This window comes from Streptomyces sp. NPDC104814, assembly GCF_055583185.1.
The window spans coordinates 1288734-1303879 of sequence record NZ_JBVJOL010000001.1 but is presented as its reverse complement, the minus strand read 5'-3'; the positions used below and the strand labels follow the sequence as shown (position 1 = coordinate 1303879).

The 15146-nt window shown below is 73.1% G+C and carries 14 protein-coding genes; 9 read left to right on the top strand and 5 right to left on the bottom strand.

Annotated elements, in window-relative coordinates; translation table 11 throughout:
* The first annotated feature begins 1 nt into the window (after window position 1).
* Complete coding sequence (locus tag ACZ64A_RS05515; RefSeq protein WP_469808369.1) at window positions 2–2818, top strand: NHLP bacteriocin export ABC transporter permease/ATPase subunit; 2817 nt, start codon at window positions 2–4, stop codon at window positions 2816–2818.
* A gap of 149 nt (window positions 2819–2967) precedes the next feature.
* Here ACZ64A_RS05515 and ACZ64A_RS05510 read toward each other — a convergent pair whose 3' ends face one another.
* Both ACZ64A_RS05510 and ACZ64A_RS05505 read right to left on the bottom strand, forming a co-directional pair.
* Entirely contained in the window at window positions 2968–3495 is a 528-nt protein-coding gene (locus tag ACZ64A_RS05510; RefSeq protein ID WP_469808368.1) for an SRPBCC family protein, read from the bottom strand.
* 6 nt (window positions 3496–3501) lie between these two features.
* Complete coding sequence (locus tag ACZ64A_RS05505) at window positions 3502–3876, bottom strand: ArsR/SmtB family transcription factor (protein WP_469808367.1); 375 nt, start codon at window positions 3874–3876, stop codon at window positions 3502–3504.
* A 91-nt stretch (window positions 3877–3967) separates the two neighbouring features.
* On the opposite strand from ACZ64A_RS05505, the gene ACZ64A_RS05500 reads away from it, so the two are divergent.
* From ACZ64A_RS05500 to ACZ64A_RS05480, 5 genes are all read left to right on the top strand, one after another.
* On the top strand, window positions 3968–4978 hold the full coding sequence (locus ACZ64A_RS05500; protein WP_469808366.1) for a Ppx/GppA family phosphatase: 1011 nt from the start codon (window positions 3968–3970) through the stop codon (window positions 4976–4978).
* Window positions 4975–5178: a hypothetical protein gene (locus tag ACZ64A_RS05495; RefSeq protein ID WP_469809107.1), complete on the top strand. Its 204-nt coding sequence runs from the start codon at window positions 4975–4977 to the stop codon at window positions 5176–5178. The genes ACZ64A_RS05500 and ACZ64A_RS05495 overlap by 4 nt, the downstream gene beginning before the upstream one ends.
* A gap of 287 nt (window positions 5179–5465) precedes the next feature.
* Window positions 5466–6491, top strand: coding sequence for an iron-containing redox enzyme family protein (locus ACZ64A_RS05490; RefSeq protein ID WP_469808364.1), 1026 nt, complete (start codon window positions 5466–5468; stop codon window positions 6489–6491).
* Window positions 6492–6512: 21 nt separating this feature from the next.
* On the top strand, window positions 6513–7166 hold the full coding sequence (locus tag ACZ64A_RS05485; protein ID WP_469808363.1) for a HemK2/MTQ2 family protein methyltransferase: 654 nt from the start codon (window positions 6513–6515) through the stop codon (window positions 7164–7166).
* Entirely contained in the window at window positions 7147–7395 is a 249-nt protein-coding gene (locus ACZ64A_RS05480; RefSeq protein WP_469808361.1) for a CDGSH iron-sulfur domain-containing protein, read from the top strand. The genes ACZ64A_RS05485 and ACZ64A_RS05480 overlap by 20 nt, the downstream gene beginning before the upstream one ends.
* 282 nt (window positions 7396–7677) lie before the next feature.
* Here ACZ64A_RS05480 and ACZ64A_RS05475 read toward each other — a convergent pair whose 3' ends face one another.
* Window positions 7678–8100 (bottom strand): subtilase-type protease inhibitor, encoded by a 423-nt coding sequence (locus tag ACZ64A_RS05475; protein ID WP_469808360.1) that lies wholly within the window; start codon window positions 8098–8100, stop codon window positions 7678–7680.
* A gap of 379 nt (window positions 8101–8479) precedes the next feature.
* On the opposite strand from ACZ64A_RS05475, the gene ACZ64A_RS05470 reads away from it, so the two are divergent.
* The 3 genes from ACZ64A_RS05470 to ACZ64A_RS05460 are packed head-to-tail and all read left to right on the top strand — an operon-like array spanning window position 8480 to window position 11660.
* Window positions 8480–9649 carry a lactate 2-monooxygenase gene (locus ACZ64A_RS05470; RefSeq protein WP_469808359.1) on the top strand — a complete coding sequence of 390 codons (1170 nt, stop codon included), beginning with the start codon at window positions 8480–8482 and terminating at the stop codon, window positions 9647–9649.
* On the top strand, window positions 9646–10620 hold the full coding sequence (locus ACZ64A_RS05465; RefSeq protein ID WP_469808358.1) for a 2-hydroxyacid dehydrogenase: 975 nt from the start codon (window positions 9646–9648) through the stop codon (window positions 10618–10620). The genes ACZ64A_RS05470 and ACZ64A_RS05465 overlap by 4 nt, the downstream gene beginning before the upstream one ends.
* Window positions 10621–10643: 23 nt before the next feature.
* Window positions 10644–11660, top strand: a complete 1017-nt coding sequence (locus tag ACZ64A_RS05460; protein ID WP_469808356.1) for a YhjD/YihY/BrkB family envelope integrity protein — start codon at window positions 10644–10646, stop codon at window positions 11658–11660.
* A gap of 20 nt (window positions 11661–11680) precedes the next feature.
* Here ACZ64A_RS05460 and ACZ64A_RS05455 read toward each other — a convergent pair whose 3' ends face one another.
* Together ACZ64A_RS05455 and ACZ64A_RS05450 are read right to left on the bottom strand one after the other, a co-directional pair.
* Window positions 11681–13087 (bottom strand): MFS transporter, encoded by a 1407-nt coding sequence (locus ACZ64A_RS05455; protein WP_469809068.1) that lies wholly within the window; start codon window positions 13085–13087, stop codon window positions 11681–11683.
* 13 nt (window positions 13088–13100) lie between these two features.
* The gene (locus ACZ64A_RS05450; protein WP_469808355.1) at window positions 13101–15014 is read right to left on the bottom strand and encodes a glycoside hydrolase family 15 protein; all 1914 of its coding nucleotides are present in this window, start codon (window positions 15012–15014) and stop codon (window positions 13101–13103) included.
* Window positions 15015–15146 lie beyond the last annotated feature (132 nt).

The following is a 15146-nucleotide window of genomic DNA, read 5'->3' as shown; positions in this document are numbered from 1 at the left end:
GATGACGGCCGTACACGAAGGCGACCTGGTGCTCGGCGCGTTCGGGCAGCTGGGGACGCCGCTGCAGTGCGCGGGCCTGGGCCGGCTCGACCTGGAGGGTCCGCAGGTGCTGTGGCTGGTCGCGGCCGGGGCACTGGACCTGTTCGCGGTCGACGCCGCCCAGCAGGGCCACTGGCACCACCTGGGCCGGCTGGAGGCGGGCTCGCTGCTGCTCGGCCCGGTCGCCGGGCCGCAGCACACGCTCGTCGCCCGCCCGGTGCGCGACTGTGTCCTGCACCGCATCGCGCTGCGCGAGCTGTACCAGCCCGCACAGACGCAGACCTGGTCCTACGACGAGTACGGCAACCCGCAGTACGTGCCGCCGACGACCAGCCCGCTGGAGTACGCCCTCGCGCTCGGCGTGGGCCGCGGCCTGTCGGTCCTGTTCCAGGCGCCGATGGCCGACGAGCGCCCCGCGGAGATCACCGACGACGACGTGTTCTGGATGCAGGTGCCGCCCGGCAGCGTCCAGTACGGCTCCCTGTACGGCCAGGAAGCCGCCGCTGACCTGCTGATGGACCCGGCGGTGTGGCAGGGCATGGTCGACCAGCAGTACCGGCTGCTGGCCACGCTGGACCGCTGGATCGAGCAGCTGGAGCGCACCCACGAGACCCGCACGGCCGCCGGCATCAAGGCCGGTGAGGCGGTGCGCGCGCAGGCCGACCGCACCCTGCTCGCCTCCATCGGGCGCACGTCCGGAAAACGCGCCACGTCCGCCGACGCGGACGCCACCTACGCGGCCTGCAAGCTGGTCGCCGAGGCCGCCGGGATCACGCTCACCGCGCCGCCGCAGTCCGGCACCGGTGACGACCGGCTCGACCCGGTCGAGCGGGTCGCGCTCGCCTCGCGGCTGCGCACCCGGGCCGTTCGCCTGCACGGCCGCTGGTGGCGGGAGAACGCGGGACCGCTGGTCGGTCAGCGGGCGCTGTCCGGGGCACCCGTGGCGCTGCTGTGGCGGCGTGGCGGCTATGTCGCCGTCCACCCGGCGACCGGCCGGGAGACACCGGTGGAGAAGGCGAACGCCGGGGAGTTCGAGCCGCGCGCGGTGATGTTCTACCGGCCGCTGCCGGACAAGGGGCTCGGGCCGCTGGGGCTGCTGCGGTTCACGCTGCGCGGCACCCGCTCTGACCTGGTGTGGCTGCTGCTGGCGGGGCTGGTGACGGTGGCGATCGGCGCGCTGGTGCCGGTGGCGACGGGCCGGGTGCTCGGCGAGTACGTGCCCCGGGCGCAGTCCGGGCTGATCGTGCAGGTGTGCCTGGCGGTGATGGTCTCCAGTGTGGTGGCGGCGGCGTTCATGCTGCTGCAGAACCTCACCATCCTGCGGCTGGAGGGCCGTATCGAGGCCACCCTGCAACCGGCCGTGTGGGACAGGCTGCTGCGGCTGCCGACGAAGTTCTTCGCGCAGCGCTCCACGGGTGAGCTGGCGAGCGCGGCGATGGGGGTCAGCGCGATGCGCCGGCTGCTGGCCGGTGTCGGCCCGTCGGTGGCGCAGGCGGTCACGGTCGGCGCGATGAACCTGGGGCTGCTGCTGTGGTTCAGCGTGCCCATGGCCATGGCGGCGATCGGCATGCTGGTGGTCATCGCGGGGGTGTTCACCGGGCTGGGGCTGTGGCAGGTGCGCTGGCAGCGCAAGCTCGTGGTGCTCACCAACAAGCTGAACAACCAGGCCTTCCAGACCCTGCGCGGGCTGCCGAAACTGCGGGTGGCGGCGGCCGAGAACTACGCCTACGCGGCCTGGGCCTCGGAGTTCGCGCGCAGCCGTGAGCTGCAGCAGCGGCTCGGGCGGATCAAGAACCTGAACTCGGTGCTGGGCGCGGTGTATCTGCCGCTGTGCTCGCTGCTGATGTTCATGCTGCTGGCCGGACCGGCGCGCGGCGCGCTGTCGGCGGCCGACTTCCTCACCTTCAACACGTCGGTGACGATGCTGCTGACCTCGGTCACCCAGCTGACCGGCGCGTTCGTCTCGGCGGTCGCCGCGCTGCCGCTGTTCGAGGAGATCAGGCCGGTGCTGGACGCCGCGCCGGAGGTACCCGCGGCCAGCACCCGGCCGGGTCCGCTGTCCGGGGCGATCGAGGCGCGCCGGCTGTCGTTCCGCTACTCCGACGACGGGCCGCTCGTCCTGGACGACGTGTCGTTCGAGGTGCGCCCGGGCGAGTTCGTGGCGGTCGTCGGCCCGAGCGGCTGCGGCAAGTCCACGCTGCTGCGCCTGCTCATCGGCTTCGACCGGCCGCTCTCCGGCAGTGTCCTGTACGACGGGCAGGACCTGGCCGCCCTCGACCAGTCGGCGGTGCGGCGGCAGTGCGGGGTGGTGCTCCAGCACGCGCAGCCGTTCACCGGGTCGATCCTGGACGTCATCTGCGGCACCGAGCCGTACACGCCGGAGGAGGCGATGGCGGCGGCCGAGATGGCGGGGCTCGCGGAGGACATCCGGCGGATGCCGATGGGGCTGCACACCATCGTCGCCGGCAACGGGGCGATCTCCGGCGGGCAGCGGCAGCGGCTGATGATCGCCCAGGCGCTGATCCGCCGCCCGCGCATCCTGTTCTTCGACGAGGCGACGAGCGCCCTGGACAACGAGACGCAGCGCACGGTGATCGAGTCCACCAAGGCGCTGAACGCGACCCGGATCGTCATCGCCCACCGTCTGTCGACGGTGCTGGACGCGGACCGGGTGATCGTGATGGAGAACGGCCGGGTGGCCCAGCAGGGGCCGCCCGCGCAGCTGCTCGCCGACACGGGCGGGCGGCTGCACGAGCTGGTGCGACGACAGATGACGTGAGGTTCGCCTGCGGCGCGGTGGGCCGGTGCTGGGCTGGTGCCCGGTGCAGGCCGGACTCCGGCGCGGCGGGCCGGTGCTGGGCCGGTGCCCGGTGTGCGTGGCGGGTACCGGCGCGGCGGTCGGTCCGGGCCGGGCACGGACGCCGTGGGTCAGTCCAGGCCGGGTACCGACGCGCCGGAGGGGACTCCGGCGTCGATGTAGGCGGCGTAGAGCGCCTTCCAGTCGGCGGTGGGGCCGGCGTGCGGCCCCTGGAAGCGCTCGCCGCGCGCCGCGGCGTCGAGCGCGGCGAGGCAGACCTCCCAGCCGGCGCCGTTGCGGGCGGCGGCGTCCGGTGCGGCGAGGACGTTGGTGAGGGTGAAACGGGTGCGTCCCTCGGCGAGTTCCTCCAGGTCGAAGCGGAGTTCGTCGTCGCCCCAGGAGAAGGACAGGTGCCGGGGCGGGTCGACCGCGATGACCCGGCCGGTGGAGTCCGGCATGGCCGGGTCGCCGCGGAAGGTGACGGTGGCGCCGGGACGCAGGTCGAACTCGGCGCGGGACGGGAACCACCGGGCGAGTTCGTCCGGATCGGTGACGAAAAGCCACACACGGTCCACGGGATGGTCGTAGGTGCGGCTGAAGCGGACCGCGGAGCGGCCGTCGTCGAGGGTGAGGTAGGTGCCGGTGAGGTCGGCGGCCATGGCGGATCAGTCCTTCGAGGTGGGGGGTTCCTGCGGGGGCTCGGGGGCCTCGGTGTGCGCGGACGCGTCCGGCGTGCCGTCGAGGCGGCGGCCGAGGGTGTCCAGGCTCGCGTTCCACAGCCTGCGGTAGGGGGCGAGCCAGGCGTCCAGCGCGGCGATCGGGGCCGGGTCGAGGGCGTAGACGCGGCGCTGCGCGTCCTGCCGTACCCGGACCAGGCCGGCCTGTCTGAGCACTTTGAGGTGCTTGGAGATGCTGGGCTGGCTCAGTCCGCGGGCCTCGACGATCTCCCCGACGGACCGCGGCCGCTCCAGCAGCAGCGCGACGATGGCGCGCCGGTGCGGGTCGGCGAGGGCGGTCCAGAGTGAGGGATCGTCGAACACCCCACCCATATTCCTCCGCGGTTATATTCCTGTCAAGGAATACACAGGTGCGCAGGGGCATGATCCCACCGCGCTGGGTACTCGCCACCTCATGCGGATGAGTGTGGTGGACGTCGGATCGAACACAGTCCGGCTGGTGGTCGCGGACGCGGAGGGCGGGGTGCCGCTGCCGGTGCACACCGCCAAATGGCGGCTCCGGCTGGGGCAACGGGTCAGACCCGGCGACCCGATACCCGAGGAGGACATGGTCCAGCTCGCCGACGCGGTCGCCGGAGCGAGCCGGACCGCGGCCAAGTGGGGCGCGGCGGGGCCGCTGGCGTTCGCGACCGCGGTCGTACGGGCCGCGCCGAACCGGGTCGACGTACTGCGGGAGGTGCGGGCCCGCACAGGAGTGGACCTGTGCACCCTGCCGGGCGAGCTGGAGGCCGAGCTGACGTTTCTCGCGGCGCGGCGCTGGATGGGCTGGCGGTCGGGTCCGCTGGCCCTGCTGGACATCGGCGGCGGCTCGCTCGAGGTCGCCTTCGGACGCGGACGGCTGCCGGACTTCGTGGCCTCGCTGCCACTGGGCGCGGCGCGGCTGACCCATGAGTTCCTGGAGGGCGGCCAGGATCCGCCGGCGCCGGAACAGCTGCGGGCGCTGCGCCGCCGGGTGCGCCACGAGCTGCGGGACGTGGCCGCGCGGATCCGGTGGGAGGGGCCGCGCACGGCGGCCGCCACCTCGCGCACCTTCCAGCAGCTGGGACGGCTGTGCGGGGCGGCGCCGGGCCGGCACGGGCCGTTCGTGGAGCGGGAGCTGCACCGAGCGGACCTGCGCCGGGCCGCGGCGCGGCTGGCCGAGCTGCCGGCCGCGGAACGGGCCACGCTGCCCGGTATCTCCGCGCCGCGGGCCACGCAGAGCCTCGCCGGTGCGGTGGTCGGGCACACGGCGATGAAGCTGACCGGGCTGAGGTCGGTCGCGGTCTGCCCGTGGGCGATCCGCGAGGGCGTGATGCTCCGCCATGTCGAGGACGGACCGTCCTGGTGGGCGGAGATCTGCCGGCGCGCCGAGGAGACGGCGCCGCCCGAGCCGGTGCCGCTGCGGATCGCGGCGGCGACCAAGTGAACGGCAAGAGCGAGGAGGACGACGACATGGCCGACAACAGCAGCCGCCGCCCCGAGACGGCGCTGGAGGAAGTCCTGCACGAGGTGGAGGACGCCGAGAAGCGCGTCACGGACGACGAGCGCGACAAGCGCCACCGGGGCGAGGCCGGCGAGGCCATCACACCGAACGTCCGCGCCGAGGAGGAATCCCAGGGCGACTGACCCTGCCGGGACGCGACGGACCGCTTCCGCACCGCCGCCCACCGCGCAACCAGCCGCCTCCGGCACACGAGCCGGGACCCCGAACCGTTTCCGGGGCCCCGGCTCTGGCGTGCAGAGGGCCGGGGCGGGGTTGAGGATGCGGGGTTCGCGGGGGCGGGGCTGTGCGGGGCTGCGGGGCCGTCGGCGCACGGCGCTGACCAGGGCGGCGGCAGCCGAGCGCGTACGGCCGGTCGGGCGTCGGCGTGGACGTCACGCGTGTCTTCAGCCGGCCCGGGTACCCAGGCGGCATGGCACATGATCTCCGCGAACCTCGGCTGCCGTCGGCCCGCGGTCCCCTCTCGGGGGCCGTCCTGGACCATCTGCGCGGCACCGGTCCGCTGCCCCCCGCTCCCGTGGTGGCCGGCGCGGACCCCTACGGCGACGACCTGCAGCTCGCCTTGTACCTGTGCTACGAGCTGCACTACCGGGGCTTCGCGGGCGTGCCCGCGGACCGGGAGTGGGACCCCGACCTGCTGCGCACCCGGGCCGCGCTGGAGGCCCGCTTCCTGTCGGCGCTGCGCGCGGACGCACCCGCGCACGACAGCGTCGAGGAGGCCGTCGGCGACCTGCTGGTGGAACCGGCCGACGGCACCGGTGTCAGTCACCACCTGTGCGAGAAGGGCGAGCTGTGGCAGCTGCGCGAGTACGCGGCGCACCGCTCCCTGTACCACCTGAAGGAGGCCGACCCGCACGCCTGGGTGCTGCCCCGGCTGACGGGCCGGGCCAAGGCGGCCATGGCGGCCGTGGAGTTCGACGAGTTCGGCGGCGGCCGCGCCGACCGGGTGCACGCCCGCCTGTTCGCCGATCTGATGACGGACCTCGGCCTGGACACCGCCTACGGCCGCTATCTCGACGCGGGCTGCGCTGAGATGCTGGCCGTCGTCAACCTGATGTCGCTGTTCGGCCTGCACCGCGAGCTGCGCGGTGCCCTGGTGGGCCACTTCGCCGACGTCGAGATCACCTCCTCCCCCGGCTCCCGGCGGCTCGCGGAGGCGTTGCGCCGCGCCGGTGCCGGTCCGGCCGCCGTGTTCTTCTACGACGAGCATGTGGAGGCGGACGCCGTGCACGAGCAGATCGTCCGGCACGAGGTGATCGACGGCCTGCTGGAGGACGAACCGCATCTCGCGCCCGACGTGGTCTTCGGCATCGACGCCACCGAATTCCTGGAGGGCCGCCTCGGCGACCGCCTGCTCGACGCCTGGCGCTCCGGCACCTCTTCGCTGCGGACGCCACTGGACGCTCCGACGGCCACAGAAGTCCCCCATATTTCCTGATGAAGGGGGAACTCGACGCGCGTGACTCCTCTGGTACTTCCGGGCGTGTACGCCCCTCAGGACGACACCCGGCTCCTGGCCGGGGCCCTGTGCGACGAGCCGCTCCCCGCGGGAGCGGCCGTACTGGACGTGGGAACCGGCAGCGGCGCGCTGGCCCTGGAGGCCGCGCGTCTGGGTATGCGGGTGACCGCTGTCGACGTGTCGCGGCGGGCGGTGTGGAGCGCGCGGCTGAACGCCTGGCGGTCCGGGCTGCGGCTGCGCATCCGGCGCGGCAACCTCTTCGAGCCGGTGCGCGGACAGTCCTTCGACCTCATCGTGGCCAACCCGCCCTATGTACCGGCCCCCGACGGCCCCGGGGCGGCGCGCGGGGCGGCCCGCGCCTGGGACGCCGGCGGCGACGGCAGGCTGCTGCTGGACCGGATCTGCCGCGAGGCGCCCGGGCTGCTGCGCCCCGGAGGGATCCTGCTGATCGTCCACTCCGCGCTGAGCGATCCCGAGCAGACACTGACGTGCCTGCGTGCGGCCGGGCTGAAGGCGTCGGTGACCCGGCGCCACCGGATCGGCTTCGGTCCCGTACTGCGTGAGCGGCAGGGCTGGCTCAGGGCGCGGGGGCTGCTGTCCGCGCAGGATACGAGCGAGGAGCTGGTGGTGGTCCGTGCCGAACTCCCCGTCTGACCCGCCGCGCAGGATCAAGGTCCAGCGCCCCGGCCCACTGCTGGTGGAGGGGCCGGTGGAGGTGGAACTGGAGGACGGCAGCACCGTCTCCTCCGACCGCTTCCGGGTCGCCCTGTGCACGTGCAGGCGCAGCCGCCGCTACCCGTGGTGCGACACGAGCCACCGCAGGAAGGCGAAGCCGGAGGACCCCGCCGGAGACCGGGCGGACCCCGCCCGGCACGACGGCTGACCCCTTCGCAGGACACGACGAGCCGGGCCCGACAAGCAGGGCCCGGCAAGCAGCGCCCGGCAAGCCGGACACCGCAAGGAGGACACCACAGAGCCCGGCCCTCCGGTGTGACCGGAGGGCCGGGCTCTGTGGCACGTACACGATGCCGGGGGTCGGCCGGCGGCCCCACTCCGCCTGGCCGACCCCCGGTGCGAGATCACACGGCGCCCCGCAACAGGGGCTCGCACTCCCCACCTGCGAGCCTCGCGCGGCGTTACACGGGGATCCGTGCGATCCCGGTCCTCAGAACGCGAAGACGGTCGGCCCGTGGGCGGTCTTCACGCACTCGTTGGCGAAGGTCCGTTCGTAGGAGACGCGCTTGCCCTGCCAGACGCCGTCGACGGTGACGACGACGGGGTCGTACTGCTTGGTGCACATCGGCTCGCTGCCGGTGCTCAGCGCGTCGAGGTCGCCGCCGGCCAGGCGCAGTTCGGCGCAGGCCGCGGCGGGGTCCGGGTGGGTGCCGGTGGCCGTCGGCGCGCAGGAGAGGGTGACCGCGCGGGCCGGTGTGGCGCTCGCGGCGCTGTCACCGTGGCCGACGGTCAGGACGAGCGCCGAGGGCGCGTAGAGCGAGGCCGGGGCGGCGTGGGCGGCGCCGGCCAGGGGGCCGCAGACGGCGGTGGCCGTCAGGGTCAGGGCCGCTGCCCAGCGCGCGGGGTTCCGCATTGTGTGCATCCTTCCGCTTCGGTTCGGGGGTGGTGCCGGCCGTGCCCTCGGTCGGAGGCCGCGGCGGCGAGCGCAACTCTGCCGAGTCCGCCGCCGAAACTCACATCGACCCCATGGGTTTCAGTAACATTGCGTATTGAATCAGTGGCGTGAAGTGACGTAATTCGAACGTTCCAATGACGGTTCCAAGCGCTTTCGATCATGAGAACCGGTCAAATGACGCGATTCGCTTCGTCAGTTAATCGTCCGGAAACATTCCGCTTCCGCGTCCGCAGGTCGCCGGATCGATCCATTCCGTTCACCTTTCACCTGCCCTGACCGCCCTACCGGTCGGTATGGTCTGGGCACCACGGTCGCTGTGACGAGAGGCTGATCCCGCATGGCCAAGCACTGGGCGGACTTCCAGTACGAGATCTACCTGAACGGGATGACGGGCGCGGTGCCCCGCCTGCCCACCGATCTGACCCGGCTGGAGGAACTGACCGAGCAGCGGCTCGGCCCCGGCCCGGTCGGTTACGTGGCGGGCAGCGCGGGCGACGGCAGCACCGCCCGCGCCAACCGGGCCGCCCTGGAACACCGCCGGATCGTGCCGCGGATGCTGCGGGACGTACGCGAACGGGACCTGTCGGTCCAGGTGCTGGGCCGCTCGCTGCCGGCACCGCTCGCGCTGGCCCCGGTCGGCGTCCTGTCGATCATGCACCCGGACGCGGAGCCCGCCGCCGCCCGGGCCGCCGCCGCCCAGGGCGTGCCGTACATCCTGTCCTCCGCCTCCAGCACGCCGATGGAGCAGGTCGCCGAGGCGATGGGCGACGCCGAGCGCTGGTTCCAGCTGTACTGGCCCAGGGACCCGGAGGTGGCCCGCAGCTTTCTCGACCGGGCGAAGGCGAGCGGGTTCAGCGTGCTCGTGGTCACGCTGGACACCCCGCTGCTGTCCTGGCGGCCCCGCGACCTCGACCAGGCGTACCTGCCGTTCCTGCACGGGGTGGGCACGGCCAACTACTTCTCCGACCCGGCCTTCCGGGCGGGGCTCGCCAAGCCGGTGCACGAGGACCCGAACGCGGCCGTGATGCACTTCGTCGGCATGTTCTCCGACCCCGGCAAGACCTGGCCGGACCTGGAGTTCCTGCGCGAGAACTGGGACGGCCCGATCGTGCTCAAGGGGGTCCTGCATCCGGACGACGCCCGCCGCGCGGCGAGCGCCGGGATGGACGGCGTGGTGGTGTCCAACCACGGCGGCCGCCAGGTGGCCGGCTCCGTCGCCGCGGCCGACGCCCTGCCTCGCGTGGTCGAGGCCGTCGGCGACCGGCTCACCGTCCTCTTCGACAGCGGGGTGCGCACCGGCGACGACGTCTTCAAGGCGCTCGCGCTCGGCGCGCAGGCGGTGCTTCTGGGGCGGCCGTACGTCTACGGGCTGGGCCTGGACGGACAGGCCGGCGTGGAACACGTGATCCGCTGCCTGCTCGCCGAACTGGACCTCACCCTCGCCCTGTCCGGGCACGCCGGCCCCGCCACCGTCGGCCCCGACGACCTCGCCGAGGAGACCGCGTGAGCGCCCGCCGCAGTGTCCTCGCGATCGTCCCGCCGCACGTCGGCGGACGTGCCTCGGGCGCCGCACTCGCCTCCCTCTTCCCCGGCGACGCCCAGGTCACCGTCGTGGAGAGCGCCGACGAGGACCCGGCCGCTCTGCGCGCGGCGCACGTCCTCGTCACGGCGCTCGCCCCGGTGACGGCACGCCATCTCGCCGCCGCCGAGCGGCTGGAGCTGGTGCAGTGCGCGAGCCACGGCTACGACTACGTGGACGTGGCGGCGGCGCGCGCCAGAGGCGTCACCGTGTGCACGATCGGCTCCACCGGCGCGGAGGCGCAGAACGTCGCCGAGCAGGCGTTCGCCCTCATGCTGGCGCTCGCCAAGCAACTCGTCCCGGCGCACACGGCGTTGACGCGGGGCGACTGGGCGCTGCCCCGGCTCACACGGTCGCTCACCGAGCTGTCCGGCAAGACGCTCGGCATCGTCGGCCTCGGCCGGATCGGGCAGCAGGTGGCACGCCGGGCCGCGGCGTTCGACATGACGGTGCTGTACACGGCCCGCCGCCGGGTGCCGGCGGAGACGGAGCAGCGGTTCACCGCCCGGTACGTCCCGCTGGACGAGCTCCTCGCCGCCTCCGACTACGTCACCCTGCACGCGCCGCTCACCGAGGAGACCCGGCACCTGCTCGACGCGCGCCGGCTCGCGCTGCTGAAGCCGACGGCGTTCGTGGTCAACACCGCGCGCGGCGCCCTGACCGACCAGGACGCCCTCGCCGACGCCCTGGAGCGGGGCGCACTCGCCGGGGCCGGGCTCGACGTCTTCGACCCCGAGCCCCCGGCGCCGTCGCTGCGTCTGCTGAAGGCGCCGAACGTGGTGCTCTCCCCGCACGTCGGCGGCGTCACCCGGGAGACGGTCGTGCGCATCGGCGTGGCCGCGGTGCGCAACGCGACGGCGTTCCTGGCGGGCGAGCCGCCTCGGGACGTGGTGGCGTAGGCCCGGGCGGCCGAACGGTCCGTGTGGCGCGCCCGGCGGCCCGCGCACGGTGGTTAGGCTCACCGCCACACCACCGTTCGCGCACAGTCAGGAGGCAGACGACGGCCGGCATCCATCGCGAACGCGCGCTCAGGACGCTGACCTTCTGGCTGCGTCCCGCCTTCGCCCTGCGGGTCCTCAACCGGTTCCAGAAGGTCGTCGGCTTCGACCGCTCGATGGCCCTGGCGTCCAGTGCGTTCACCGCGCTGGTGCCGCTGGCCCTCCTGGCCGGCGCCGTCCTCGGCGGCATTCTGCACGTCGATGCCGCGGAACGGATCATCCGGCGCTACGACCTCAACGGCGCCGGGGCGGACGCGGTGACCTTCCTGTTCTCCCCCAGCCAGAGCACGGACGCGAGCACCGGCGTCTTCGGGCTGCTCTTCCTGACGATCTCGGTGCTGAGCTTCGCGCGCGCCGCTCAGCGGCTGTTCGAGCAGACCTGGGAGCTGAGGCCGCTCAGCGTGCGCAACTCACGCAACGGACTGTGGTGGATCCTCACGCTCGCCGTCTACGGGCTGCTGCTGGGCGGGGTGTCCTCCGTGCTCGGCGACATCGCGGCAGGGGTGCCGGCCGCGATCTGCCACGCGGCGCTGACCGCGGTGTTCCTCGTGTGGAGCGGCTGGGCCCTGTCGGCGAGACGCATCCCGTGGGCGGCGCTGATCCCCTTCGGCGTCACGGCCACGGTGCTCACCACGGTGTACTCCTGGGGCGCCGCCCTCTACCTGCCACGGCTGTTCAACACGTACGCGGACCGCTACGGCGTGGTCGGTGCCGTCTTCGCGATGCTCTCGGCCCTCTTCTCGGCCATGTTCGTCCTCGTCGCGTCGGCCGCGCTGGGGCGTGAGGTGGCGGACGAGCTGAGCCGGATCCGGCAGGGCCGGCGCCCCTCCGAGCACGAGGTGCGCCAGGAGTGGGACAGCGTCCTGGAACAGACCCGCTCGCGCTGGCGCAAGGCCCGCGAGGACGTCTCCCACCGGCGCAGGACGCCTCCCCCCGGCTGAGCGTGTCCCCGCGGTGGGCGTCAGCGGCGCTGCTGACGAAAGTCCGTGGGGTGCGGGACCCGCTTCGCGCCGGCGTCCGCGGAGCGGGGCAGGCGCGCCGCGGCGACCAGGCCGCCGAGCCCCAGGACGGCCAGCGTGAGCATCGCGGCGGCGTAGGCGCCCTTGGACAGTCCGGCGACGAGGATGGTGCCGGCGATGGCCGTGCCGAACGAGGAGCCCAGGTTCGACACGCTGCGCGACAGACCCGAGATCTCGCCCTGCTGCTCCTCCGGGAAGCTCGACTGCACGACGTTGACCGAGGGTGTCAGCATGACCCCGAGTCCCGAGCCGACGAGCAGAAGACCCGGCACGAAGGCCCACGCGCTCGTGTACGCGGCGACGAGGACCACGAGGACGACGATGCCGGCGACGCTCGTGACGAAACCGGTCATGATCAGCGTCCGCTGCGAACGCCACCGGGCCAGTCGCTCGGCCGCGAGCGAGGTCAGCAGCAGACCCAGGGTGGCAGCCGTGAACACGACCCCCGTGCGGATGGCGTCGTAATGACGCACGACCTGCAGATAGGCCGCCGCGGTGAAGGACGTGCCCATCAGGATCAGCCACTGCACGTTCTGGGTGATGAGCCCGAGGTTGCTCGTGCGGTCACGGAACAGGCCGAGCGAGAGCAGCGGTTCTCCGCCGGCGGCCTCCTTGGCGCGCACGGTGCGGAAGAACCACCACAGCACGGCCGCGCCGGCGGCCAGGAGCCCGATCATCAGCCCGATGTTGTTGTCGGCCGCCAGGATGCCCATCACGACGAGGACCAGACCGGCCGCACACAGCACCGCACCGAGGACGTCGAAGGAGCGGGCCGGATCCGGTGGCAGGGGATCGGCCATGCGCCGGGCGAGAACCAGGATCACCACGATGACCAGCGCCTGGAACACGAACGCGGCGCGCCAGCTGACGGCGGTGGTGATGAGTCCGCCGATCAGCGGTCCGGCGGCGGCGCCCACACCGCCCAGCGCCATGACGATCCCGAAGGCCCGGGCGCGGGAGGTCAGGTCCGGGTACAGCAGGGTCGTCAGGATGTAGACGGGCGGAATGAGCAGGGCGGTGCCGATGCCTTCCAGGATCGAGTTGCCGAGGATCAGCACGCCGAGTCCCGGTGCGGACGCGCTGAGCACGGCGCCGATCGCGTAGACGACCAGGCCGGTCACGAAGCAGCGCTTGCGGCCGTAGCGGTCGGTGAGCTTGCCGCCGGGGATCATCAGCGCCGCCATCACCAGCAGGAAGACGGTGATCGCCACCTGGACGCCCTGGACGCCGGTGTCCAGGTCCTCGCTGATGTCGTTGATCATCACGTTCATGTTGGAGCCGGCGAAGCTGCAGATGAACTGGGCGAGGGCCAGCGCGGCCAGGGCGCGCCGTCGTCCGGCCTGCTGCATGCCCACGGCGGCCTCACCCGCCCCCGGAACCACCTTCACGGCCTTCCGCCGGCACGGTCAGTCCATGGGTCACCGGACGGCGGCGCGCACCGGGCCGCCGTCCGCCGTCCGTCCGGGCCAGTTCCTCGTCGAGGGCCATGGCCGCGGTGACCAGAGCGAGATGGGTGAACGCCTGCGGGAAGTTGCCCAGTTGCTCACCCGAGGGCCCTATTTCCTCGGCGAACAGCCCGACGTGGTTGGCGTAGGTGAGCATCTTGTCGAAGGCGTACCGGGCCTGGTCGAGCCGGCCGCTGCGGGCCAGGGCCTCGACGTAGAAGAAGCTGCACAGGTTGAAGGTGCCCTCCGAGCCGCGCAGGCCGTCGGGGGAGGCAGCCGGGTCGTAGCGGTAGACGAGGCTGTCGCTGACCAGTTCGCCGTCCATGGCGTCCAGGGTGCTGAGCCAGTCGGGGTCGCGGGGGGAGAGGAAGCCGACCTTGGGCATGAGCAGCAGGGAGGCGTCCAGGACGTCGGCGGCGTAGTGCTGCACGAACGCCTTGCGCTTGTCGTGCCAGCCGCGCTCGACGATCTGGCGGAAGACCTCATCCCGCGCCCGGGTCCACCGGTCGGTGTCGGCCGGGCGGGAGAAGTCGCGGGCGGCTCTGACACCGCGGTCGAACGCCACCCAGGTCATCAGACGGCTGTAGGTGAAGTCCTGCCGGCCGCCCCGGGTCTCCCAGATGCCCTCGTCCGGCTGGTCCCAGTGCTCGACGAGCCAGTCGAGGACCTCGCCGAGCGCCTTCCAGCCCCGGATGGCGCCGACGTCACCACCCACGATCAGGGCGTCCGAGGCCTCGCCGTAGATGTCCAGCTGGAGCTGGTCGGCGGCCGCGTTTCCGGCGCGCACGGGATACGAGCCCTGGTATCCCTCCAGGTGGCTCAGGACCTCCTCGGTCAGGTGGGGGTCGCCGTCGATGCGGTACATGATCTGCAGGGGGTCGCCGCCGGTGGCGTCCCGGGCCTCGATGCGGTCGCGCAGCCAGCGGCGGAAGGCGTGCGCCTCGTCGTGGAAACCGAGGTCGAGCAGCGCCCGCACCGAGAGGGAGGCGTCCCGCACCCAGGTGTAGCGGTAGTCCCAGTTGCGCTCGCCGCCGATCTGCTCCGGCAGCCCCATGGTGGCGGCGGCGATGGGGGCGCCGGTCGGGGCGTACGTGAGCAGCTTCAGGGTGATCGCGGAGCGGTTCACCATGTCCTGCCAGCGGCCGCGGTAGGTGCCCGAGTGCAGCCACGACAGCCAGAACGAGCGGCACGCCTCGAAGTCGTCGGCGACCGCGTCCAGCGAGGGGCGTTCGGGGGTGGGGCCGCCCGCCGCCGCGCTGGTCAGCACGATCGCCGCGGCTTCGCCCGCCGACAGCGTGAACCGGGCGGTGACGTCGTCACCGTCGGCGCGCAGCGCGACACCGCCCGTGGTCTGCACGTGCAGGTCGGTGCCCGGACCGTGGAACACGGCGCAGTGGTCGTCGGGCAGTTCGAGCGTGTGGGAGGCCCGGGCGTAGTCGAAGCGCGGCCGGCACTCCAGGGCGAAGGGGACGCTGCCGCGTACGACCCGTGCGACCCGCACGAGACGGTGGCGGTCCTCGGCCCGCGCGGAATCGATGGGCGGCATGAAGTCGGCCACCTCGGCCACCCCGTCGGGAGCCATGAACCGGGTGACCAGGATCGCGGTGTCGGACAAGTACAGCTGCCGGACGGTCATCCCGCTCCCGGTGGAGGAATGCGCGGCGAGCCGGCAGTGGCCGCCGCGCTCACTGTCCAGGAGCGAGGCGAAGAGACTGGGCGAGTCGAAGCGGGGGCTGCACCACCAGTCGATGGATCCGCCGGAGGACACCAGGGCAGCAGTCTGAAGATCGCCGACCATTCCGTGGTCGGCGATGGGCGGGTAGGCGTTCACGGTTTCCTCCACGCACAGACGTGCCCTTCGGCACGGGGCCGGGCCGCCCGGCACGCGTCCAGCGTCCGCACACGGCGGGGCCCGGGCATCACCCACCGCGGGTGAGAGAACCCCGCGCCGGGCCCCGGCCCC

Coding starts and splice junctions, on each gene's coding strand:
- ACZ64A_RS05515 (WP_469808369.1), top strand. CDS start 2: ATGACGGCCGTACACGAAGGCGACCTGGTGCTCGGCGCGTTCGGGCAG.
- ACZ64A_RS05510 (WP_469808368.1), bottom strand. CDS start 3,495: ATGGCCGCCGACCTCACCGGCACCTACCTCACCCTCGACGACGGCCGC.
- ACZ64A_RS05500 (WP_469808366.1), top strand. CDS start 3,968: ATGCGGATGAGTGTGGTGGACGTCGGATCGAACACAGTCCGGCTGGTG.
- ACZ64A_RS05490 (WP_469808364.1), top strand. CDS start 5,466: ATGGCACATGATCTCCGCGAACCTCGGCTGCCGTCGGCCCGCGGTCCC.
- ACZ64A_RS05475 (WP_469808360.1), bottom strand. CDS start 8,100: ATGCGGAACCCCGCGCGCTGGGCAGCGGCCCTGACCCTGACGGCCACC.
- ACZ64A_RS05470 (WP_469808359.1), top strand. CDS start 8,480: ATGGCCAAGCACTGGGCGGACTTCCAGTACGAGATCTACCTGAACGGG.
- ACZ64A_RS05455 (WP_469809068.1), bottom strand. CDS start 13,087: ATGCAGCAGGCCGGACGACGGCGCGCCCTGGCCGCGCTGGCCCTCGCC.